Source organism: Acidaminococcus sp. (assembly GCF_050873445.1).
Lineage (GTDB): Bacteria > Bacillota > Negativicutes > Acidaminococcales > Acidaminococcaceae > Acidaminococcus.
Genome location: NZ_JBNMIU010000012.1, coordinates 15723 through 36890 on the forward strand (window position 1 = coordinate 15723; position 21168 = coordinate 36890).

Genomic DNA, 21168 nt, shown 5'->3' on the forward strand with positions numbered 1-21168 from the left:
ATAGAGGAGGGAATGAAATTGGCAAATACGGAAGAATTGAACCGTGAATCGCTGGAAATGCATGCCAAAAACCATGGCAAACTAGAAGTGCGCTGCAAGGTGCCTCTGGAAAACGGACATGACCTGTCCATCGCCTACACCCCCGGTGTAGCTGAGCCTTGCCGCAAGATCAAAGAAAATCACGACCTGTCTTTTGAATATACCTGCCGGGGCAACATGGTAGCCGTCATCAGCGACGGGACCCGTGTGCTGGGTCTGGGGGACATCGGGCCGGAAGCTGCCATGCCCGTAATGGAAGGCAAGGCCGTGCTGTACAAGAAATTCGGCGATGTGGATGCAGTACCTATCTGCATCGATACCAAAGATCCCAAAGAATTCGTGAATATCGTGGAAAAACTGCAGCCTTCGTTCGGCGGCATCAACCTGGAAGACATCTCTTCTCCCAAGTGTTATGAAATCGAATCCGAACTGATCAAACGCTGCAAAATCCCTGTGTTCCATGATGACCAGCATGGTACTGCCATCATCGCCTGCGCTGCCATCGTGGGAGCCCTGCGGTATGTGAAAAAGGAAATCGACAAGGTCAAAGTCGTGGTGAACGGCTGCGGCGCCGCTGGTTCCGCCATCGGCAAATTGCTGGTGAAACTGGGCGTGAAGGACCTGACCATGATCGATGTCCACGGGGCTGTGTATGAAGGCCGTCCCGGCGATATGGATATGGCTACTGCATACCTGGCCGGCTGCACCAACCAGCGCCGCTATACCGGCGATCTGAAGGGCGCTGTGAAGGGCGCGGATGTACTGCTGGGCGTTTCTGCTCCCCGGCTGTTCACCAAAGAAATCATCCAGAGCATGGGCAAGGATCCCGTTGTGTTTGCCCTGGCCAACCCGGTGCCTGAAACCACCTATGAGGAAGCCAAGGCTGCCGGTGCTGCGGTAGCCGGTACGGGCCGCAGCGATGCTCCCAACCAGGTGAACAATGTATGCGTATTCCCGGGCATTTTCCGGGGTGCTCTGGCCGTCCGTGCTTCCGCCATCACGGAAGAAATGAAGGTGGCTGCTGTGAAAGCCATTGCCGGTCTGGTCAGCGATGACGAACTGAAGGAAGATTATGTGGTGCCGGGTGCCTTCGACCGCCGTATTGTACCGGCTATCGCCGCTGCCGTAGCCAAGGTGGCTATGGATCAGGGTATCGCCCGTGTGAAACGTGACCCTGAAGATATCCGTAAAGAAGCGGCAGAACGGGTAGAAAAGAACTGGAACAACTGAGGGAGGAATCGATGATGAAAATGAAAAAACTGGCTCTGGTGCTGGCCGGACTGCTGGCACTGATGGGGCTGGCTGCCGGCTGCGGCAGCTCTACAGACTCCAAATCCAGTGGGGGAGACAAGAAAGTGGTCCTGAAAGTGGGGGCTTCTCCGGTGCCCCATGCGGAAATCCTGAACCAGATCAAACCCATGCTGGCCAAAGAAGGGGTTGACCTGCAGGTGGTGGAATTCACCGATTATGTGAAACCCAACCTGAGCCTGAACGACAAGGAAATTGATGCCAACTTCTTCCAGCACAAACCCTATCTGGATAAGTTCTGCAAAGACCGGAACCTGTCACTGGTATCCGTGGGCACTGTGCACATTGAACCCATGGGCGTATATTCCAAGAAGATCAAAGACTTGAAGGAACTGAAGGACGGCGCCAAAGTTGCCATCCCCAACGATCCCACCAACGGCGGCCGTGCCCTGGCCATCCTGGAAAAAGCCGGCCTGCTCAAACTGAAGGAAGGCGTGGGTGTACTGGCCACGGCCAATGACATCGTGGACAACCCCAGGAACCTGCAGATCACCGAAGCCGAAGCAGCCATGCTGCCCCGTACTCTGGATGATGTGGACATTGCTGTGATCAACTCCAACTTCGCTATGGAAGCCAAACTGAACCCCACCAAGGATGCCCTGTTCATTGAAGCCAAGGACTCTCCCTATGCCAATATTGTAGCCGTACGCAAAGGCGATGAGAACCGGCCGGAAATCCAGAAGCTGATGAAGGCTCTGAACAGTCCCGAAGTGAAGAAATTCATCGAAGACAAATACAAGGGTGCCATCATCCCGGCATTCTGATTGCAAAAAATGAGGTCCGATGTTACAATCGGACCTCTATTTTTTTGCCTAATTTCAATGTCTGTGGCGTTACATGGCAATCGTAACACAAAATGCGTACGCCCTGATTCTGTGCCTCCAGAAGGGCCTGGCCGAAATCCGGATCCGTGCGCCAGTTGGGCTCGAAATGGTCCACATCCGCCATCTGCACCACCAGGAACAGATACGTTTCATATCCTTCCCTGCGGGCTTTTACCAGTTCGTGGAGATGTTTGCTGCCACGGGCCGTAGGGGCATCGGGGAACCGGACCACATCGCTTTCTTCCAGTGTCACGCCCTTTACTTCCATAAAAACCTTCCGTTTTCCCTGCTCGAAATAGAAATCGAACCGGGAATGGTCATACTTCACTTCCGGGCGCACCAGGGTCACTCCGGGGAGACCGCCGCCTTCCAGCCATTCCTGCACCACTTTGTTGGGGGCCTGGGAATCCATGTTGATGAGGCGGTTTCCTTTCCGCACCGTTACCAGGTCGTACCGGGTCTTCCGGGCCGGGTTGCCGCTGTACACCAGGTACACCCTGCAGCCGGGCACCAGCAGCTCTTTGCAGCGGCCGGTGTTTTTGACATGACAGATCTCCACTTGACCGTCGATTTCCACCTGGGCAATGAACCGGTTGGGACGGGCAATGAACGTTCCTTCTGTAATATTTGGATATTCCATGGCCGTCACCAGAGCCTCAGTGTTTCCAGATCGTCGGGGACGAACAGATTGCCGCCATAGTATTCCTTGCCTTCTTCGGTGTACAGGGCCTTGCGCTGGGCCAGGTGATTGTCCTCTGTATGGTAGAGTACCAGGTTGGGTACCTGCAGCCGTTCTCCGTTTTCGCAGGCTTCCTTTACCGTGGAATGATGTTTTTCATACGGGCGGTAGCGGTCCCGGTCCCGGTATAGGCAGAAAGCCTCGTGGAGCAGCCATTCGCTGTCGGAAAGCCGGGTGAAGTTATCATCGTTCAGGGGTTCATCCCCGCAGCAGCCCAGCTTGTGACCGTGGCTTTCCAGGATGTAGCCGAACTGCCTGGCCTTGGTGGAATGGATGTCGAAAAAGGTTACGTCCCAGCCCCGGATCTTCCGGGTTTCGCCGTCCTTCACCTCAATGAAGTGCAGCCGGGTATCCAGATAGGGAAGGTCCACCGGATCCAGCAGCAGCGGTGCCGTGGTGCGCAGCAGATGGATCATTTCATCATGACCGTAGATCCGGGCCTCGCCGGTATAGGTGCCCCGGCGCATGGCCTTTACGATCATGCGGATCAGCCAGAAAATGCCCAGCACATGATCCATGTGGCGGTGGGTGACAAAGATGTCCTTGATCTTCTGCCAGGGAAGCCGGACCCGTTGCAGCTGGCGCAGGATGCCGTTTCCGCCGCCGCCGTCCACCAGCAGGTACCGTTCGTTCTGGCGCAGGACATAGCACGTGTTGTAACAGCGGGTAGAAATGGCATGCCCTGTGCCCAAAAATAAAATTTCCATGTGGTTTCCTCCCATAGTACGATTGGTTATAGTATAGCGTATCGGGGGAGAATAGGAAAGAGCGGGGAAGCTCACTGACCTCTGCCCATTTGCAAATTCTGTTCCCATCGTCCGTTCCATATGGTACAATAATATATGTGTGAATTTGGCTATTTGAGTGGCTTTGGATAGATAGGAGAACGAAATGCGGGAATTTACCAAGATTACCATCACCCGGAAAGGGGAACGGATGGCCCGGGGCGGCCACCCCTGGGTGTTTGCGGACGAAGTGCTGGACGTAGCCGGGCCTGTTGAAAACGGCGCCCTGGTGGACGTGGTCAGCGAAAAGAAGGGCAAGTACATTGGTACGGGCTTCTATAACGATCATTCCAAGATCCGGGTGCGTCTGATTTCCTGGAATGCCAATGACAAATTCGATGAAGCTTTCTTTGAACGGCGGTTGCGGTACGCCATCGATTACCGCAAAACCGTCATGCCCGGTGATGACTTCAAAGCCTGCCGCCTGATTTTCGGCGAAGCCGACGGCTTTCCAGGGCTGACCGTGGACCGGTTCCAGGATGTGCTGGTGGCCCAGGTGCTCAGCCTGGGCATCGAACAGCGGAAAGACCTGCTGTTCACCCTGCTGCTGAAGATCCTGCGGGAAATGGGCGAGGATGTGAAGGGCGTCTACGAACGCAATGACGTGAAAATCCGCGAGCTGGAGGGGATGACCGAAGGCAAGGGCATCGCCGCCGTTCCGGGCAGCACCCTGACGGAAGCCGACCTGATGCCCATCATCACCGAAAACGGCCTGCGTTATCATGTGGACGTGGTGAACGGTCAGAAGACAGGGTTCTTCCTGGACCAGAAGTACAATCGGCTGGCGGTGTCCCGCATCTGTGCCGGCAAGCACGTGCTGGACTGCTTTACCCACACCGGTCCCTTTGCCATGAATGCGGCCAGGGGCGGTGCGGCCAGTGTTACAGCGGTGGATATTTCTGGCGAAGCCCTGAAGCGGGCCCGGGATAACTTTGCCCTGAACGGATACGAGAACAAGATCCAGACCGTGGAAGCCAATGTGTTCGAATACCTGACGGACCTGGAAGAGAAAAAACAGCATCCCTTTGACTTCATCATCCTGGATCCGCCGGCGTTCACCAAGAGCAGCCATACTGTGAAAAGCGCCTTCCGGGGATATAAGGAAATCAACCTGAAAGCCATGAAACTGCTGCCACGGGGCGGCTATCTGGCTACCTGCTCCTGCAGCCATTTCATGAAGAGCGAGCTGTTTGTGGAAATGCTCCATGAAGCGGCCCACGATGCAGCCGTTTCCCTGCGTCAGGTGGAAGCCCGGCAGCAGGCTCCCGATCATCCCATCCTGTACAATGTGCCGGAAACGGATTATCTGAAATTTTATATTTTCCAGGTGGTGTAAGAAAACTGGCTCTGCCCGGTTTTCCGCCTCCTGGGGTTAGCGAGGTGTCCCATGTTCAAAAAAATGCGTATGGTGCTGGCCCTGTGTTCCCTGGTGGGAATGGGCGGAGCGGTCCTGGTGCCTCAACTGGCAGCAGCCCAGTCCACTGAAGAACGGTTCCAGCAGTCCAAGATCATCATGATGACCACCAAGAATGGGGCGGCCTTCTATGCTGAACCCAACAAAGAAGCTCTGACTCTGGGGTTCTATCCCAAAGGCACCATGTTCGTGCCCATTAACCAGACCCGCAATGTGGAAGAAGGAAAAATCTACAATCTGTGCATCCGTTTTGACGGTGCTGTCGGATGGCTATGCTCCGACGATGTAGCGCTGACTCGCAAATAATTATCCGGGATGCGGCCGGCAAGGGGCCGCATAGCCGTCAGGCACCGCCTCAGGGGAAGGCGGGCGAGGGGAGAGATCCGAATGGATGAACAGAAAGAGAACCATTCCGTAGAGGAAAAACAGGAAGAACTGGAAGAACGGGTAGAGAATGAACTGATTTCCGCCCTGAAAAATAAAGATGAGAAATCCGTCCGTCGGCTGATGGAGGACGCTCATCCCATTGATATCGCCTACGCTCTGGAAGAAGCCAGCGACAGCGAGATCCTGTTCCTGGCCAGCCTGTTCACGGACCAGCAGATGGCCGAGATCATTGAACAGGCCGATGATGAGCTCCAGGTGCGGATCATGAAGCTGTTCGATCTGAACAAGATCCTGAACATCTTCCAGCATATGTCCAAGGACGATATCGTCGATATTTTGGGCGACATGCCTGCCAACCGTCGGAAAGAGCTTGTCAAGCTCATGAAGACCAGCGACCAGGAGGTCATTCGGAACCTGCTGGGCTATGGGGAAAGTACCGCCGGCGGTATTATGACCACCGAATACATTTCCATGCGGGCCAGCCTTACGGTGAGCCAGGCACTGGAAAAAGTGAAGGAAATCGCTCCCAAGACGGAAGAAATCAACATCTTATATATACTGAACGACAAGAAACAGCTGGTGGGTACCATTTCTTTGCGGGAACTGCTGGTGGCCAAGAACTATGATACCCTGCAGGATATCATGGAGGACAACGTGATTTCCGTTGAACCTGAGGCCGACCAGGAAGACGTTGCCCGGCTGGTTTCCAAATACGACCTGCACGCCATCCCTGTGGTGAACAAGCGGAAAGGTATGCTGGGCATCATCACCGTTGACGATATCATCGATGTCATCGAAGAAGAAAATACCGAAGACATGTTGAAAATGGGTGGTGTCAGCAAGGAAGAAGACGTGGACAGCACCGTACTGGAAAGCGTACGGTTGCGGCTTCCCTGGTTGCTCATCAACCTGGTGACGGCGTTTTTGGCATCCTCCGTGGTCTCCCTGTTCGAAGATACCATCAGCCAGGTGGTGGCACTGGCTGCCGCCATGCCCATCGTGGCAGGCATGGGGGGAAACTCCGGTACCCAGACTCTGGCTGTGGTGGTGCGGGGCATCGCGTTGGGCGACATTAAGCTCCACGGCAACGGAGTGCGGATTGCCAGAGGGATTGCCGTAGGGTTCATCAACGGCCTGGTGAACGGACTCATTGCCGGAGCGGTGATTGTGTGGATCAATCACAACATCGCCCTGGGCATCATCATCCTGGTGGCCATGATCGTGAACCTGATGATTGCGGCATTGGTAGGGTTCCTGGTGCCCGTCATTTTAAAGGCGCTGAACTACGACCCGGCTGTGGCCTCCAGCATCTTCATCACTACCTTCACCGATGTGTGCGGGTTCTTCGTATTCCTGGGCCTGGCCAAGATGTTTTTGCCGTATTTGCTGTGAAATAGGGCTGTGAAGGGGCTGTGAAATAATCTCCACAGCTCCAGTATTTTACTAGCATCAGAAGCTGGTTTCTATTGGCTAGTGACCAGTGACTGGTGACTAGTGACGGGGGTGTGAAAAAGCATTTTTCACACCCCCTTGTTTTGTATGGAATATACTTTCGTTGCCTTTTTCCCCTGTGAAACGTATAATAATAGTATTATGGCTGGGTCTATCTATCAGAAATCAGACCGCCCCTGACGGGGCTGAAAAAGGAGATTCAATGATTTATAATTACCTTATCGTCGGCGCCGGTTTGTATGGCGCCGCTTTTGCACAGCAGGCCCGGGAAGCGGGCAAATCCGTCCTGGTCCTCGACAAACGGCCCCAGATCGCCGGCAATGTATATACCCGGGATGTGGAAGGCATCCATGTACACCAGTATGGCGCCCACATTTTTCACACCAATAACAGGGAAGTATGGGATTATGTGAACCGGTTCGCCGTTTTTAACCGTTTTACCAACTCCCCGGTGGCCAACTATCATGGGGAACTGTTCTCCCTGCCCTTCAATATGTATACTTTCAACAAAATGTGGGGCGTGGTGACGCCGGAAGAAGCCACAGCCAAAATCGAAGAACAGAAACGTCAGGCGGGCATCACCAACCCCAAAAATCTGGAGGAACAGGCCATTTCCCTGGTGGGCACCGACATCTATGAAAAGTTGATCAAGGGCTATACCGAAAAGCAGTGGGGACGTCCCTGTACGAAACTTCCTGCCTTCATCATCAAACGGCTGCCCGTGCGCCTGACCTTTGACAACAACTATTTCAACGCCCTGTACCAGGGTATCCCCGTGGGCGGATACACCAAACTGGTGGCCAATATGCTGGAAGGCATCGAAGTGCGTCTGAATGAAGATTACTTGGCCAACAAGGAGAAATGGGATGCTATGGCTAACAAAGTGGTCTATACCGGCCCCATCGACGCCTACTTTGGCTATGAATACGGCCCCCTGGAATACCGCAGCGTCCGGTTCGAAACAGAATTGTTGGATAAACCCAACTACCAGGGCGTGGCGGCCATGAACTACACCGACCGGGAAACACCCTGGACCCGGATCATCGAACACAAATGGTTCCAGTTCGGTAAGGACGACAAGGGCAACGACCTGCCCAAAACCGTCATCAGCAAAGAATACAGCAGCGAATGGAAACCCGGAGATGAACCTTACTATCCGGTGAACAACGAGAAGAACAGCAGCCTGTACCAGAAATACAAGCTGCGTGCCACGGACGAGAAAAAAATCCTGTTTGGTGGCCGGCTTGGAGAGTACAAGTATTATGATATGGACAAGGTCCTCGAGGTCGCACTGACTGCGGCAAAGAAAGAATTGCGTAAGTAGTGCTGCTGGATTGCCCCGGTAGGTAAGAAGTCAGACCGCCCCTGACGGGGCTGAAAGAAGTCAGATGTCAGCCTGGCTTGGATAAGAAGACAGACCGTCCCCTAAAGGGGACTGAAAGAAGTCAGATGTCAGCTTGACTGGTGATAAGTAGTAGGATAGTACTGCTAAGCCAATCAAAAGTGAAATATATATATGAAAGTATCGGTTAGATGTAGAACCGAACTGCCCGCACTACCAAGCTGACATCTCTAGGCCCGGTAGGGCCGAGTCTGGTATCTGACATCTTAACAAGCCGCTGACATCTTTAGGCCCGTTAGGGTCGGTTCTGACATCTTAAAAAGGATGATGAAAGTCGTGTTCTTCCAGAAGATGATTGTGTGGGATAAAGCAAAGAAACTGACCATTGACACCTATCGCCTTGTGAAATTTTTACCCAAAGAAGAATTGTACTCGTTATCTGACCAAATGCGTCGTGCAGCCATTTCCATCATCTCCAATATTGCTGAAGGCTCTGGCAGAGTCACAGCCCGGGAAACTCGTTATTTCCTGGGCATTGCTCGTGGTTCTGTCAACGAACTCCATGCGCAATTAATAGTCTGTCAAGAATTGGAATACCTGACCCTCGAGCAAGTCAAACCTCTGATGGCATTGTCGGATGAAGTAAGACGTATGCTGACGTCGCTCATAGCGAAAGAAACTTATGACTAGGATAAGAAGTCAGATGTCAGCTTGTTTGGTGATAAGCAGTAGGATAGTACTGCTAAGCCGGATAAAAGTGAAAAATTAATTTATGCAAAAGTAGTGGTTGGATGTAGAATCGAACGCCCGCACTACCAAGCTGACATCTCGAGGTCCGATAGGACTGAGTCTGATTTCTGACATCTCATAAAACTATACTGTATCTACAACGACGTTGCCAATCGACATACGCCGTTTTAAAAGAAAGGAACGAAATCAATTGGACCTCAAAATCCTCATCGCCGCCCATAAACCCTACTGGATGCCCACCGACCCTGTCTACCTGCCGCTGCAGGTGGGGGCTGAGGGAAAAGCTCTCATTCCGGGGTATACGCCGGACAATACTGGGGACAACATTTCGGCGAAGAATCCCCATTACTGCGAACTGACCGGACTGTATTGGGCCTGGAAGAACCTTTCCTGCGAATACATCGGCCTGTGTCATTACCGGAGGTATTTCGGGCATCGGGTCCATACGGATGACCTGGAAAAGAAAAAGACCGCCATCTTCAGCAGCTCCGATTACGAAAAGCTCCTGGGCCAGTATGACGTGATCCTGCCGGTAAAACGGAACTATTATATTGAAACCGTGCGCAGCCAGTACGAGCATGCCCATTATAAAAAAGATCTGGACGAAGTGGAAGCCATCATTGCCGAAAAATATCCCGCATACAGCGCTGCTTTCACCACCGTTATGAACCGGCGCAAACTGCACATCCTGAACATGTTCGCCATGAAAAAGAGCCTGTTCGATGCGTACTGCAGCTGGCTGTTCGACATCCTGTTCACCCTGGAAAGCCGCATCGACATCTCCGGCTACAGTCCGTATGAAGCCCGGATCTACGGCTTCCTGTCCGAACGCCTCTTTAACGTCTGGCTGGAAAAGCAGGGGCTGAAAGAAGTGGAAGTGCCGGTGGTGTTTTTGGAGAGAGTCGACTGGCCGAAGAAGATTCGGGAGTTTTTGGCGAGAAAGTTTCTTGGTAGAAAACAGTAAAGAAGTCAGAGCGCTCGCTTTGCTCGCTTAAAGATGTCAGATGTCAGTTTATCTAGTGATAAGAAGCAGGCTAATACGGCTAAGCCGGACAAAAGTGAAGAATTTATGCAAATGTAACGGCTAGATGTAGAGTCTAACTGTTTGCATTACCAAGCTGACTTCTTTAGGCTCTGAGAGCCGTTCTGACATCTGACATTTTAACAAGCCACTGACAATTATTACAGAACTGCTCTAAATCCCAATTGAATTCTTCTTTTAAAATGGCGTATACTTGTACTATAAAATGATGATTGTAGAGGTGAGCACCCATGCAGGTAACGATTAATCCCCAAGTCCTTGAATGGGCGTTTTCTTATGCAAGAAAAAATCAAGGGGAAATCCTCAAAAAATTTCCTAAATATGAAGAATGGATCTATGGTGATAAGAATCCTACCATTCGCCAGTTGGAAGGAGTTGCCAAATTTACAGGAGTTCCTTTCGGCTATCTGCTGTTGAAGGAAGTTCCGCAAATCAAGGTAAAACCGGTCAAAGATTTTCGCACGATTCGGAATCGTAAACAACGTCCAGAAGGGTATAGCACGGAATTAAGAGATACCATTAGGACCATGCGGGAACGGCAGGAGTGGTTAAGTGAATATAAGAAGAAAAATTCCTATGCTCCAGTAACTTTTCTCGGTACAATAACTACCACTATGGATGAGCAGGAGATATTCTCTGTCATCCGGAAGGCATTGGGGATACCAGAAAAGTGGTTTGAAGATTGTAAGAAAAATGAATCCATGACCTATTTTAGAAACAGGATAGAAGCTTTGGGTGTTGTTGTCTTTATGAATGGGATTGTAGGGAATAACACCCATCGAAAATTAAATCTGGAAGAGTTCCGTGGTTTTGCATTGCCAGAGCCATATGCCCCGCTGATTTTTATTAACGGCGCTGATACCAGTAATGGAAGATTATTTACCCTGCTGCACGAATTGGTCCATCTCTTTTTAGGGCAGGAAGCTTTGGATGATGGAACAGAGGCCTTCTGTAATAAAATTGCCGCAGGGATTCTGGTACCTTATGCATCTTTCAAGAAAGAATGGAGGAAGTACCCTAATGATTTTGATGTTTTAGCTGATCTCTTTCCTGTAAGCAAATTGGTCCTTTATCGAGTTGCATTGACTCTTGGATTGATATCTCAGAATGAATGGGAAAAATTACACTTTGGCTTTCTCAAACAGTTGAATAAAAAAGAAACAGGCGGCGGTGGCAATTTTAATTATATCCTACCCAATCGAATTGGACGTAGTTTCAGTCATTTCGTATTCAATGCCGTGCAGGAAGGAAATCTGCTCTATACGGATGCCTATCGTTTGCTGGGAATCAGGGGTAAAACGTTCCAACATGCGATGAAAGAAGCGGAGGCGAAATAAGGGATGCACTATTTGTTAGATTCAAATACGTTCATCAATCCTAAAAATGAATACTATGCCTTTGATATTGCTCCTGGATTCTGGAATCAGCTTGAAGGAAAAATGATTGCAGGACAATGTAAACTGATTGACGCTATAGAGGAAGAAATCACTAAGGGAAATGATGATTTAAAAGATTGGATCAAAAACATAGAAAAAGCGACACCGCAAAATTTTATCCACAAGGCTAAAGAAGATGCAAAAGTAGTGGAATATTATCGCCAGATTGCAGAACTGGTTTATGGAAATGCGCAATTTAAACCTGAAAACAAGGAAAACTTTTTGTCAGGGGCAGATCCTTGGATTATTGCTGCCGCAAAGGCTTGGGGAGATACAGTGGTAACATTCGAAAAAATGCCGCCATCGAATACAATGAAAGTTAAAATTCCTGATATCTGCAAGCGGATGGGTGTTCCTTACATGGATTTGTACGAAATGATGCGGAAAGTTGGAATGGTACTGAGAAATGATTGAGAAGTCAGAAGTCAGCATGCCTTGGAGAAGACGTCAGAGCGCTTCCTGAAGGGGCTGAAAGATGTCAGATGTCAGCGAGCACTGGATAAGAAGTTAGAGCGCTCGCTACATTCGCTTCAAGAAGTCAGACGTCAGCTTGTTTGGCGATAAGAAGTAAGATAGTACTGATAAGCCAAACAAAAGTAAAAAAATTACGCAAAAGTGGCGGTTGTGGGTAGAACCGAACTGTCCGCACTACCAAGCTGACATCTTTAGGCCCGAAGGGCCGTTCTGACTTCTGGCATCTCCAATTTAGTGTAAAAACTTCCCATCAACTGGCTCCGATTCTGCTATAATAGATAGCAAGGATAAAGCCAGGTAAATTGCAAGTTGCATTTGAACAAAGTCAAAGTTCGTAGAAAACGTTCGTGTGGAAACAAACCACTGTAGCAGCGTTATCACGAAGGAAAAGTTCTTGACGATACAGAGACTGAATTCATGCCATGTGGATGGCGGCCGGGTGTATGTACGTCCTCGCCTTTGTTGATGATTTGTTGCGAAAATATTTTAACATGAAGCTTCACTATGGATTTTGTTTTTTTCTGATCAACTGTTTAAATTCATTTTACAACGAACCTTTTATTAATTATCATTTTTTGAATTAATTGGGTTCATAAATAGAAAGTGTGATTTAGAATGACTGATTTGAAAAAGAAACCTATCATTGCTATTTGTTATGACTTTGATAAAACTTTGTCTCTTGACGATATGCAGTCACAAGGCTTTATTCAATCAGTCCACTCGGATGTGGGGAAGTTTTGGCAAGAATCTAATGGTTTAGCTAAAAATAATGACATGGATCAGAATCTAGCTTATATGTATTTGATGGCAACAAAATCTAGAGGGACGCATGTCTTTAATAAAAAAATGTTAATGGATTATGGAGCAAAACTAAAATTGTTCCCTGGTGTGTCAACATGGTTTAAACGGATTGATACTTATGCAAAAAGGCGTAATGTTGTAGTTGAACATTATATCATTTCTTCCGGTCTCAAAGAAATGATTGAGGGAAATATAATTGCTACACACTTTAAGAAAATTTATGCTAGTTCTTTTTACTATGATCAGGCAGGAATAGCTGTATGGCCGGCTCAGGTTGTTAATTATACGAATAAAACACAATTTCTTTTCAGAATAGAAAAAGGAATTCTTGACGTGAATGATCAGAGAGTAAATGATTTTTATCCTCCTGAAAAAATTAGAATTCCTTTTCGTAATATAGTTTATATTGGTGATAGTGACACAGATGTACCTTGCATGAAACTTGTGAATTTAAATGGAGGCTATTCTATTGGTGTATATAATAGTGAGACTAAGGATAAAACCAAAGTATATAAAATGATGAATGAACATCGTATTCGTTATTTTATGCCAGCTGACTATACTAAAGGATCACAGCTTGAAGAGCTAATTCATAAAATCATAGATCGTACTCAAGCAAATGAAGTACTTGAGATGGCTTACTATAATGCCCAAAATGAAGCTTATAAACAATGCCAGAGTCAATCGAATGAAGAACAAGAAAAAGATGCTTTAATTAGTGCTTTGGAAGACAGTCAATCGTTTGCACAAACAAATAATCTTATTTCTACTATGACTAAAATACCCAATTGGACTATGAGTCAGAAAAACAAATTGATAGATGTCGCCTTATTAAATCAACAGGTTAAATTTTATCTTAAAAATGATGATGCAAGGAATTTTTTTAATATTATATGCCAAGGTATTAATAATGAAAGAGCAAAAGAATTATTAAAGATGATCGAAAAAATAAAGCCGTTAGATTATTGAAGGGTATTAAAAATGAGAGAAATTCTGATGGAAGAGCAAAAAAAACTTGCCCTTGAAATATTAAAAAGCATTGCTGATTTTTGTAAGAAAAATAATTTACGTTATTACTTGGCATATGGTACGATGCTTGGAGCTGTACGGCATGAAGGCTTTATTCCTTGGGATGATGATATTGACATTATGATGCCAAGAGGTGATTATAATCGATTCATTTCTTTATACAATGGATATGATTCAAAATATAAAGTTTGCTCGATTGAATCTGATGATAATTATCCTTATACAATGGCTAAAGTGTTTGATCAGAGGACAAAATTGAAAGATTTTACATTATGGAAGCAGTATCCGTATGGAGGAGTATTCGTAGATATTTTCCCCATCGACGGACTTCCTCAAACTATGTTAGAACAGCGTAAATTGTTCAAACACCAACAATTATTAAATCTATTGTTGCATGGATCATGTATGAAATACACTTTTAGTCATCATTATGTTGATTCTAAAGATTCTTATGTTAAAATAAAAGCGTTAAGTCGTACTATTTTAAAATTTATTGCCATTACGTTGATGCATCCATTACCTACAGCCAGCTTGGTAAAAAAAATCAATCGGGATGCTAGTCGATATTCTTTTGATCAATCCACAAATGTGAGTGTATTGGTCGATTGTTCTTCAGGGAATAAGAAGGAAATTCTTCCAAAGAATATATTCCTTGAACCGAAATTGTATAACTTTGAACAGTATCAATTCATAGGAATTGGAAATTATGATTTTTATCTAACCCATTTATTTCATAATTATATGGAGATGCCGCCAGTAGATAGACGGGTTCCACATCATAATTTTAAAGTATATTGGCGTTAAGAATAGAGGAGAATATTATCATGAAACTTTTTACGGTCGGTCCTACACAAATGAGAAAAGAAATCATGGAAGTCGGGGGACAGATGGTTCCTTATTTTAGAACCCAGGAATTTTCTAATTTGATGTTAGATTCGGATCGATTGGTTCAGAAATTCATGCATGCTCCTGAGGGTTCTAAAGGAATTTATTTAACAGCTTCTGGGACAGGCGCAATGGAAGCAGTTATTATGAATTGTCTTACGAAGGAAGATAAAGTATTGGTCATTGATGGTGGGACCTTTGGACACCGCTTTGCTCAATTATGTGCCATTCATGAAATCCCTTATGAATGTGTACACTTAAAAGCCGATGAACAGTTGACTGAGGACAAATTAGCTCCTTTTGATAATATTGGATTTACTGCTTTGTTAGTTAATATTGATGAGACTTCAACAGGGCAACTTTATGATGTGAACATGCTGGCTAATTTTTGTCGACGTAACCATTGCTATTTTATTGTTGATGCAATCAGCTCTTATCTGATTGACCCTTTTAATATGGAGAAAAATGGCATTGACGTTGTAGTTGTCAGCTCTCAAAAAGGCATGTGTATTGCTCCAGGCCTTTCTGTAGTCATGCTGAGTCCTAGAATTATCGAGGAACGTGTTAAAAAGAGCAAAGTTCAAAATTTATATTTTAACTTTAAAGAGTACCTCAAGAACTTCCAAAGGGGGCAAACTCCGTTTACTCCTTGCGTAGGTATTTGCCTGGAAATGAATAGAGCTCTTCACTTAATAGATGAAGAAGGAGAAACGGATTTTCTCAATCGGATTGGCGAAGTAGCAAAAGACTTTCGAAAAAGAGTACAGGTATTACCTGTAAAAATTCCTAAATTTCCTTTGAGTAATGCTGTTACTCCTATCATTTTTGATAAACCAATCGCTAAGAAAGTCTTTGAAGTATTGAAAGATCAATATGATATCTTTGTTAATCCCACGGGTGGAGCTCGTGAAAACTATGTGCTGCGGGTAGCTCATATCGGGGACACCACAGTAGAGGATAACAAGATGTTAATTCAAGTGATGGATAATGTCATTAAATCAATTCTTGAGGAAGAGGAATGAAAAAAGTTATTACCTATGGCACTTATGATTTATTTCACCAAGGCCATTATAATTTACTAAAACGAGCTAAAGCACTGGGCGATTATTTGATCGTTGGCATTACTTCGGATTATTTTGATAAATCTCGAGGTAAATTTAATGTTCACGACGATCTAATGACCCGGGTTGAAAATGTCAAAAAAACCGGCTTTGCTGATAAAATCGTTATCGAAGAATATGTGGGCCAAAAAATTGATGATATTCAAAAATACAATGTGGACATCTTTACTGTTGGTTCTGACTGGAAAGGCTACTTTGACTATCTGAATGAATACTGTAAAGTCATTTATTTAGAACGTACAGAAGGGATTTCCAGTACGAAAATCAGAAATGCTCATTGTATTCGCTTGGGTGTCATTGGTAATGAACGTATTTTAGACCGCTTTCTGGATGAAAGTAAATTTGTTAGTGGCATGGAGATTGCTGGCCAATTTGCCGAAAATGACGATATAGACTATATATATAAAGCTAAGAAAAGTGGAGATTTACTTCAATATTTTTCATTAGAGAATCTGTTTAAAAATATAGATGCTGTTTATATTAATGCTCCTCTTTCTCAGCGTTCTGATTTGATAGAGAAGGCATTGAAAGCAGGAAAACATGTTTTAACGGAATTCCCTTTTTGTCCAGATTATAACAAGGCGAAAGAACTACTTGATTTAGCACGAGAAAATAATCTTCTTCTCATGGAGGGCTTAAAGACTGCCTACTGTCCTGCATTTGGGAAACTGATAGCGTTAGTGAAAAGTGGCCGGATTGGGAAAGTTTTAAGTGTAGAGGCTAATTTTACGCAAATCCTTGGTAAAGAGTTGGAAAATCAGATCCGTATTGCTGGTGGCAGCATGTTGTCTTTAGGTGCTTATCCTCTTTTGGCTATTTTTAAATTACTCGGTTATGATTATAAAAAAATCGATTTCATTAGTCATCAGGAAAATGGTGTAGATACAATGACACGGATGAATTTTGTGTATGACCATGCAATGGCATCTGCATTGGTGGCTATCAATGCGAAAGCAGAAGGAGATTTGGTCATTTCTGGTACAAAAGGATATGTATATGTGCCAGCTCCCTGGTGGAAAACGGAGTATTATGAACTTCGCTATGAAGATATAAATAAAAATAGCAAGTTCTTCTATAAGTTTGAAGGGGAAGGATTGCGATATGAAATAGTTGAGTTTATCAAAAATATAAAAGAAAAAGAAAATCTGTACCTTGCTGAAGATGACATTTTAGCAGAGAGCAAGGTATTGCAAGTATTTCAAAATAAAAATTTAACTAGTTACTTTTAAGGGATGCTATGAAATGAAACAATTAACTTTGAGAGAGATTCAATTAGAAGAATTGAACCTTTTATCCTATTTTGACGAATTTTGCAAAAAAAATGAGCTAAAATATTCTCTCGTATATGGAACTTTGATTGGAGCAGCTCGCCATAAAGGCTTCATTCCTTGGGATGATGATATTGACGTAGCTATGCCACGACCTGATTATGAAAAATTAGTGACGTTGCATAGTTCTTTTAACCATGGAGCAATAGAATTAATTGCTGATGATTTAAACCATAGTCTAGACGCAACTTATGCTGCGGTTATTAATCGGGATATTCCTTGTAAAAATACGTATAGTATGACAAAAAGGAGTCAGTATTTGTGGATAGATGTATTTCCTGTAGATGGATTTACGGAAGACATTTCTAAAATGAAAAAAATCTACAATCAATCACAAAAATTACAAAAAATAGTAACTTTAGCATCTGCTAGATTATTTAAAGGAAAGACTGTAGCACATGTGTTGGGAAAATTATTTATTGTCCCGTTATGTCGCCTGTATGGAATTAATCGTTGTATAAAGAAAATGGATGCTTTAGCTAAAACTTATCCTTATGAAGATGCTAAATATGTAGGTGTCATTGCTTGGGGAGAAGGAGTTAAAGAAAAATTATTAAAAAGTGATTTTGAAAGAATGACAATAATAGAGTTTGAAGGCAAACAGTTTTCTGTTATGTCGTGCTGGAAACAATATCTTAAGAATATGTATACAGACTATACTAAATTGCCGCCAGTAGAAATGAGAGTAGGACATAATATTATTGCTTATAAAAAATTGTAAAGGATTGATTTAGAAATGATAGGCATTTATTGCACTACAATTTATCATTTGTTGGTGGCAATTTCCCTAACTCAAAACGATTTTAAAAATCAAGAAGTAATCTTATTTGTTTCCCCTCATTTTGTTGATAATAAGAAAATCATAAATAATTTAAATAGTAATATAGGGAAAAAATTGTTTAAAAAAATTGTAATACTAAATGACTATTTTGGAACAAAAAGATATGCTATCGAACGTAAAATCAGATTCTTTTTCTTTTATAGAAAGGCTATAGATTTATGTAAAAAGTATACTTTTAAAAAATTTATTTTTTTTCCAGGGAATCTTATTATTGCCAGCTTGTTTGCGAAATATATTTCTAAATATAGTCATGATTGTGAGTTTGGATTTGGCGATGATGGATTAGCTAGTTATATTAATCACGATGAATATACGATGCTAAGCGAAAGTCAGAATCAAATATCTAATTTGCTCAATTATAATCAATATCTACAAATGTATAAAACTTTATATGTTATGGAACCGGATTTAGTAGTAGATAACAAAAAATTTATTCTAAAACATATCAATCACCCTGATTTAAAAAACAACGGATTTAAAGAATTAATAAAGAAGATATTTACTAAAGGTATGATACCTAAATGTGATATTCTATATTTACAACAGCCTTTTATTTATGATTCTAAAAAATTAGCATGCTTTGAGGATACACAGACTAAATCTATTAGTAAGATATGTAATATTTGCAAAGATAAAAAATTATATATAAAAATTCATCCTAGAACTCCTAAAAGTTATAGCATACCTTCCAAAGTATTAAAAGTTAATGGAACGGATATTTTTGAAGCCTCTATATCCTCAGATATTAATGATACTGTATTGATAACATTATTTTCAACAGCAGCATTTACTCCATTTATGTTTTGGGGTTATACGCCCAAAATAATTTTATTATATCAGATTGCTAATCAATCAATAAATTCTAGTAGATTAAATAAATTTATAAAAAAATTTAAAATAGTTTATAGTCGATATGGTGGTAGAATATATGAACCTAATAATTGGAATCAATTGGAAAAATATCTTAAAGTGTTGTAAGAAGGGAGACCAGCTATGAAAAGTCAAGTATAGATTAGCAGAAAATTATCTTTTTGTCTGTGGCTGTAAAAAGGGTAACTCTAATAGAACCCCCTTACGGGTGTTTTTTAAAATCTACTATGGTCTCGGGTTAGAACTTACTCGAGATTGAATGCCACATCATCCGTCAGCATCTTAAAGATGACCCTGACGAGCTTGCCGGCACAATGCCCTAAGGCATTGTAGTGAGTCCGGCCTTCGGCCATCTTGGCGTCATAGTCATAGTAAGCCTTGAAGGTCTTGTTATTCTTTGTTACGTTGTGAGCTGCATTGACCAATGCCTACCGGAGAGTTCGGGATCCACGCTTGGACATCCTTGAGTGGTGAGCATTGAAATTGCCGGACTGATACACCAAAGGGTCCAGTCCAACAAATGCAAGCAGTTGACAGGGCTTGGAGAAGCGATGGATATCGCCAATCTCGCCCAGAATCATCCCACTATTGATGTATCCAATGCCGGGAATGGTCATAATAACGGAATCAAGTCCCAGCATAATTTCGTTCATCTGGGATTCGATATCTTTGATCTGCCTATCCAGTAACTCAATCTGCTCTACAGTCTGTGTTACTTATAAGGATAGGGCTTTGTCGCTAGGACCGACAGACTTCTGTGCCAGAATCCTTAATTCTTTGGCCTGCCCTTTATGGAAGTGCAACTTCAAGCAGACGCGCCAGATGGGTCAGATGCATAGAAGCCCGTCCGTTCAGGCGAAGGAGCCTCTTTCAGAAGAGAGCATAAACGGCCTTCTGATGAAGTCCGGATTTGAAGAAGTATTGGAGCTCTGGAAAGACACGGTCCATGTAAGCCGTGAGCTGTATCTTCAGTCGAGTGCGTTCCTTGATGTTCTTCTGCCGGAAACGGCCGAGACTCTTCAAGTGCATGAGGTCAATATCCTCCTGCGAGATGAGTCGGTGAGGCTGTGTAATGAGTGTCTTGGCGATGACAAGCGTATCCACCTTATTGGTCTTTCGGATGTTGTTCTTACGCATCGAGAAAGTCTGGATGAGGTTGATGACGCAGACCTGGTAGCGCCTGGACACAAGAAATTCCACCAGGTTATCTGCATAGTGTACCGTCGATTCAATACCAATGATGAGGCTGCCCTGCTCGTATGGTGCGAGCGTAGAGAGCAGCTTACAGAAGCCATCATTGTCATTCGTAAATTTGAACGGCTTGACAAGTACTTCACCGTCTGCTGAAACAACAGAGGCAAAATGATTGAGTTTGGCAATATCGATGTCGACGTAGTACATGAAGAAAACCTCCTTCGGGGTTCCTGATACTGTGGCATCTACCAGCGATTATCATCGTAGACTTGATTGAAATAAGTACTTAAGAGAAGTTCTCCGGCACATCCAGCTAATAAACAATTCAGATAAAGGCAGCGGCAATATACTCCTATAAAGTAGCCAGAGCTACAGGAAACCATTAAAAGTCCCACAGTATCTGAATGTATTGAACCACAGAATAAAAAGAAAGGAAATATGAGATTTTGCTTCTGTAATCATCATACAAGAATATATGGAATTTGACGTTATTGATTATATTAAAAAAGAATGGAAAATTACACTTGTTATTATGATCTTAATTAATGTCGTTGCAACATTTGTATTGTTTAAAGCACAAAAATCTGATTTTCAAAGTAAAATAACTATTAAATTACCCCAATATATTTTTACCAATCCAGATACACAGACTATAATTTATCTTGGAGAGAATTATGTTGCAAACGAAGTTGGAATTAAAAATTATGGCGTAAAATTTAAAGGAAATACAAATCCAGGAACAACAATTATTAATTTTACTGTAACGGGTCAGGATAAAGAAAGAGTTCTTGCTTTTACTCAGAAAGTTAAACCTAAATTACTTGAAGAAATTAACCAATTAATGCAAGAACGCTTCGCTTATGAGTGGCAATTGAAAAATGCACAAAGTGGGAATATTACTGATTATAATTCTATTTATGATAAGATTCATTTAGCAAGTGCAACTGATTTGACTGGCGACCAGGGTAATATTCAATATGCGCAACAAGGAAAATCAAAAAAAATGTTAACTATATTTTTGGGATCAATTATTTTCTCTGGTTGTATAAGTATGTTGCATTATCTTTTAACTTCTAAAGCTAAGGGACACCATAGTTATTAAACGTT

General features: G+C 44.0%; 19 protein-coding genes and 1 pseudogene. 17 read left to right on the top strand and 3 right to left on the bottom strand.

Annotation, left to right across the window (positions count from 1 at the left end):
• The first annotated feature begins 12 nt into the window (after nt 1-12).
• Entirely contained in the window at nt 13-1269 is a 1257-nt protein-coding gene (locus ACR0QW_RS03480; protein WP_432642332.1) for an NAD(P)-dependent malic enzyme, read from the top strand.
• A gap of 20 nt (nt 1270-1289) precedes the next feature.
• Nucleotides 1290-2111 (top strand): MetQ/NlpA family ABC transporter substrate-binding protein, encoded by an 822-nt coding sequence (locus tag ACR0QW_RS03485; protein ID WP_432642358.1) that lies wholly within the window; start codon nt 1290-1292, stop codon nt 2109-2111.
• Nucleotides 2112-2133: 22 nt separating this feature from the next.
• Here the strand turns inward: ACR0QW_RS03485 and sfsA are convergent, their stop codons facing one another.
• Together sfsA and ACR0QW_RS03495 are read right to left on the bottom strand one after the other, a co-directional pair.
• Nucleotides 2134-2811, bottom strand: coding sequence for a DNA/RNA nuclease SfsA (gene sfsA / locus ACR0QW_RS03490; RefSeq protein ID WP_432642333.1), 678 nt, complete (start codon nt 2809-2811; stop codon nt 2134-2136).
• A gap of 5 nt (nt 2812-2816) precedes the next feature.
• On the bottom strand, nt 2817-3617 hold the full coding sequence (locus ACR0QW_RS03495; RefSeq protein ID WP_432642334.1) for an MBL fold metallo-hydrolase: 801 nt from the start codon (nt 3615-3617) through the stop codon (nt 2817-2819).
• Nucleotides 3618-3801: 184 nt separating this feature from the next.
• Here ACR0QW_RS03495 and ACR0QW_RS03500 point away from each other — a divergent pair, with 184 nt between their 5' ends.
• From ACR0QW_RS03500 to ACR0QW_RS03565, 14 genes are all read left to right on the top strand, one after another.
• Nucleotides 3802-5031, top strand: coding sequence for a class I SAM-dependent rRNA methyltransferase (locus ACR0QW_RS03500; RefSeq protein WP_432642335.1), 1230 nt, complete (start codon nt 3802-3804; stop codon nt 5029-5031).
• A 51-nt stretch (nt 5032-5082) separates the two neighbouring features.
• Complete coding sequence (locus ACR0QW_RS03505; protein ID WP_432642336.1) at nt 5083-5415, top strand: hypothetical protein; 333 nt, start codon at nt 5083-5085, stop codon at nt 5413-5415.
• An 81-nt stretch (nt 5416-5496) separates the two neighbouring features.
• The gene (mgtE, locus tag ACR0QW_RS03510) at nt 5497-6888 is read left to right on the top strand and encodes a magnesium transporter (protein WP_432642337.1); all 1392 of its coding nucleotides are present in this window, start codon (nt 5497-5499) and stop codon (nt 6886-6888) included.
• A 262-nt stretch (nt 6889-7150) separates the two neighbouring features.
• Nucleotides 7151-8272 carry a UDP-galactopyranose mutase gene (gene glf, locus ACR0QW_RS03515; protein ID WP_432642338.1) on the top strand — a complete coding sequence of 374 codons (1122 nt, stop codon included), beginning with the start codon at nt 7151-7153 and terminating at the stop codon, nt 8270-8272.
• Nucleotides 8273-8617: 345 nt separating this feature from the next.
• Complete coding sequence (locus ACR0QW_RS03520; protein WP_432642359.1) at nt 8618-8980, top strand: four helix bundle protein; 363 nt, start codon at nt 8618-8620, stop codon at nt 8978-8980.
• 250 nt (nt 8981-9230) lie between these two features.
• On the top strand, nt 9231-10004 hold the full coding sequence (locus ACR0QW_RS03525) for a DUF4422 domain-containing protein (protein ID WP_432642339.1): 774 nt from the start codon (nt 9231-9233) through the stop codon (nt 10002-10004).
• A gap of 308 nt (nt 10005-10312) precedes the next feature.
• Nucleotides 10313-11419 carry an ImmA/IrrE family metallo-endopeptidase gene (locus tag ACR0QW_RS03530; RefSeq protein WP_432642340.1) on the top strand — a complete coding sequence of 369 codons (1107 nt, stop codon included), beginning with the start codon at nt 10313-10315 and terminating at the stop codon, nt 11417-11419.
• Between the two features lie 3 nt (nt 11420-11422).
• Entirely contained in the window at nt 11423-11932 is a 510-nt protein-coding gene (locus ACR0QW_RS03535) for a DUF4411 family protein (RefSeq protein WP_432642341.1), read from the top strand.
• Between the two features lie 675 nt (nt 11933-12607).
• Nucleotides 12608-13762, top strand: coding sequence for an HAD family hydrolase (locus tag ACR0QW_RS03540; RefSeq protein WP_432642342.1), 1155 nt, complete (start codon nt 12608-12610; stop codon nt 13760-13762).
• 12 nt (nt 13763-13774) lie between these two features.
• On the top strand, nt 13775-14626 hold the full coding sequence (locus tag ACR0QW_RS03545; protein ID WP_432642343.1) for a LicD family protein: 852 nt from the start codon (nt 13775-13777) through the stop codon (nt 14624-14626).
• Between the two features lie 20 nt (nt 14627-14646).
• Entirely contained in the window at nt 14647-15729 is a 1083-nt protein-coding gene (locus ACR0QW_RS03550) for a pyridoxal-phosphate-dependent aminotransferase family protein (protein WP_432642344.1), read from the top strand.
• The gene (locus tag ACR0QW_RS03555) at nt 15726-17057 is read left to right on the top strand and encodes an adenylyltransferase/cytidyltransferase family protein (RefSeq protein WP_432642345.1); all 1332 of its coding nucleotides are present in this window, start codon (nt 15726-15728) and stop codon (nt 17055-17057) included. The genes ACR0QW_RS03550 and ACR0QW_RS03555 overlap by 4 nt, the downstream gene beginning before the upstream one ends.
• Before the next feature lie 13 nt (nt 17058-17070).
• Nucleotides 17071-17877, top strand: coding sequence for a LicD family protein (locus ACR0QW_RS03560; RefSeq protein ID WP_432642346.1), 807 nt, complete (start codon nt 17071-17073; stop codon nt 17875-17877).
• 15 nt (nt 17878-17892) lie between these two features.
• Nucleotides 17893-18975 carry a hypothetical protein gene (locus ACR0QW_RS03565; RefSeq protein ID WP_432642347.1) on the top strand — a complete coding sequence of 361 codons (1083 nt, stop codon included), beginning with the start codon at nt 17893-17895 and terminating at the stop codon, nt 18973-18975.
• A 137-nt stretch (nt 18976-19112) separates the two neighbouring features.
• Here the strand turns inward: ACR0QW_RS03565 and ACR0QW_RS03570 are convergent.
• A pseudogene (locus ACR0QW_RS03570) lies at nt 19113-20268 on the bottom strand (IS110 family transposase).
• 268 nt (nt 20269-20536) lie between these two features.
• Here ACR0QW_RS03570 and ACR0QW_RS03575 point away from each other — a divergent pair.
• Nucleotides 20537-21163, top strand: a complete 627-nt coding sequence (locus ACR0QW_RS03575) for a hypothetical protein (protein WP_432642348.1) — start codon at nt 20537-20539, stop codon at nt 21161-21163.
• Nucleotides 21164-21168: the final 5 nt, after the last annotated feature.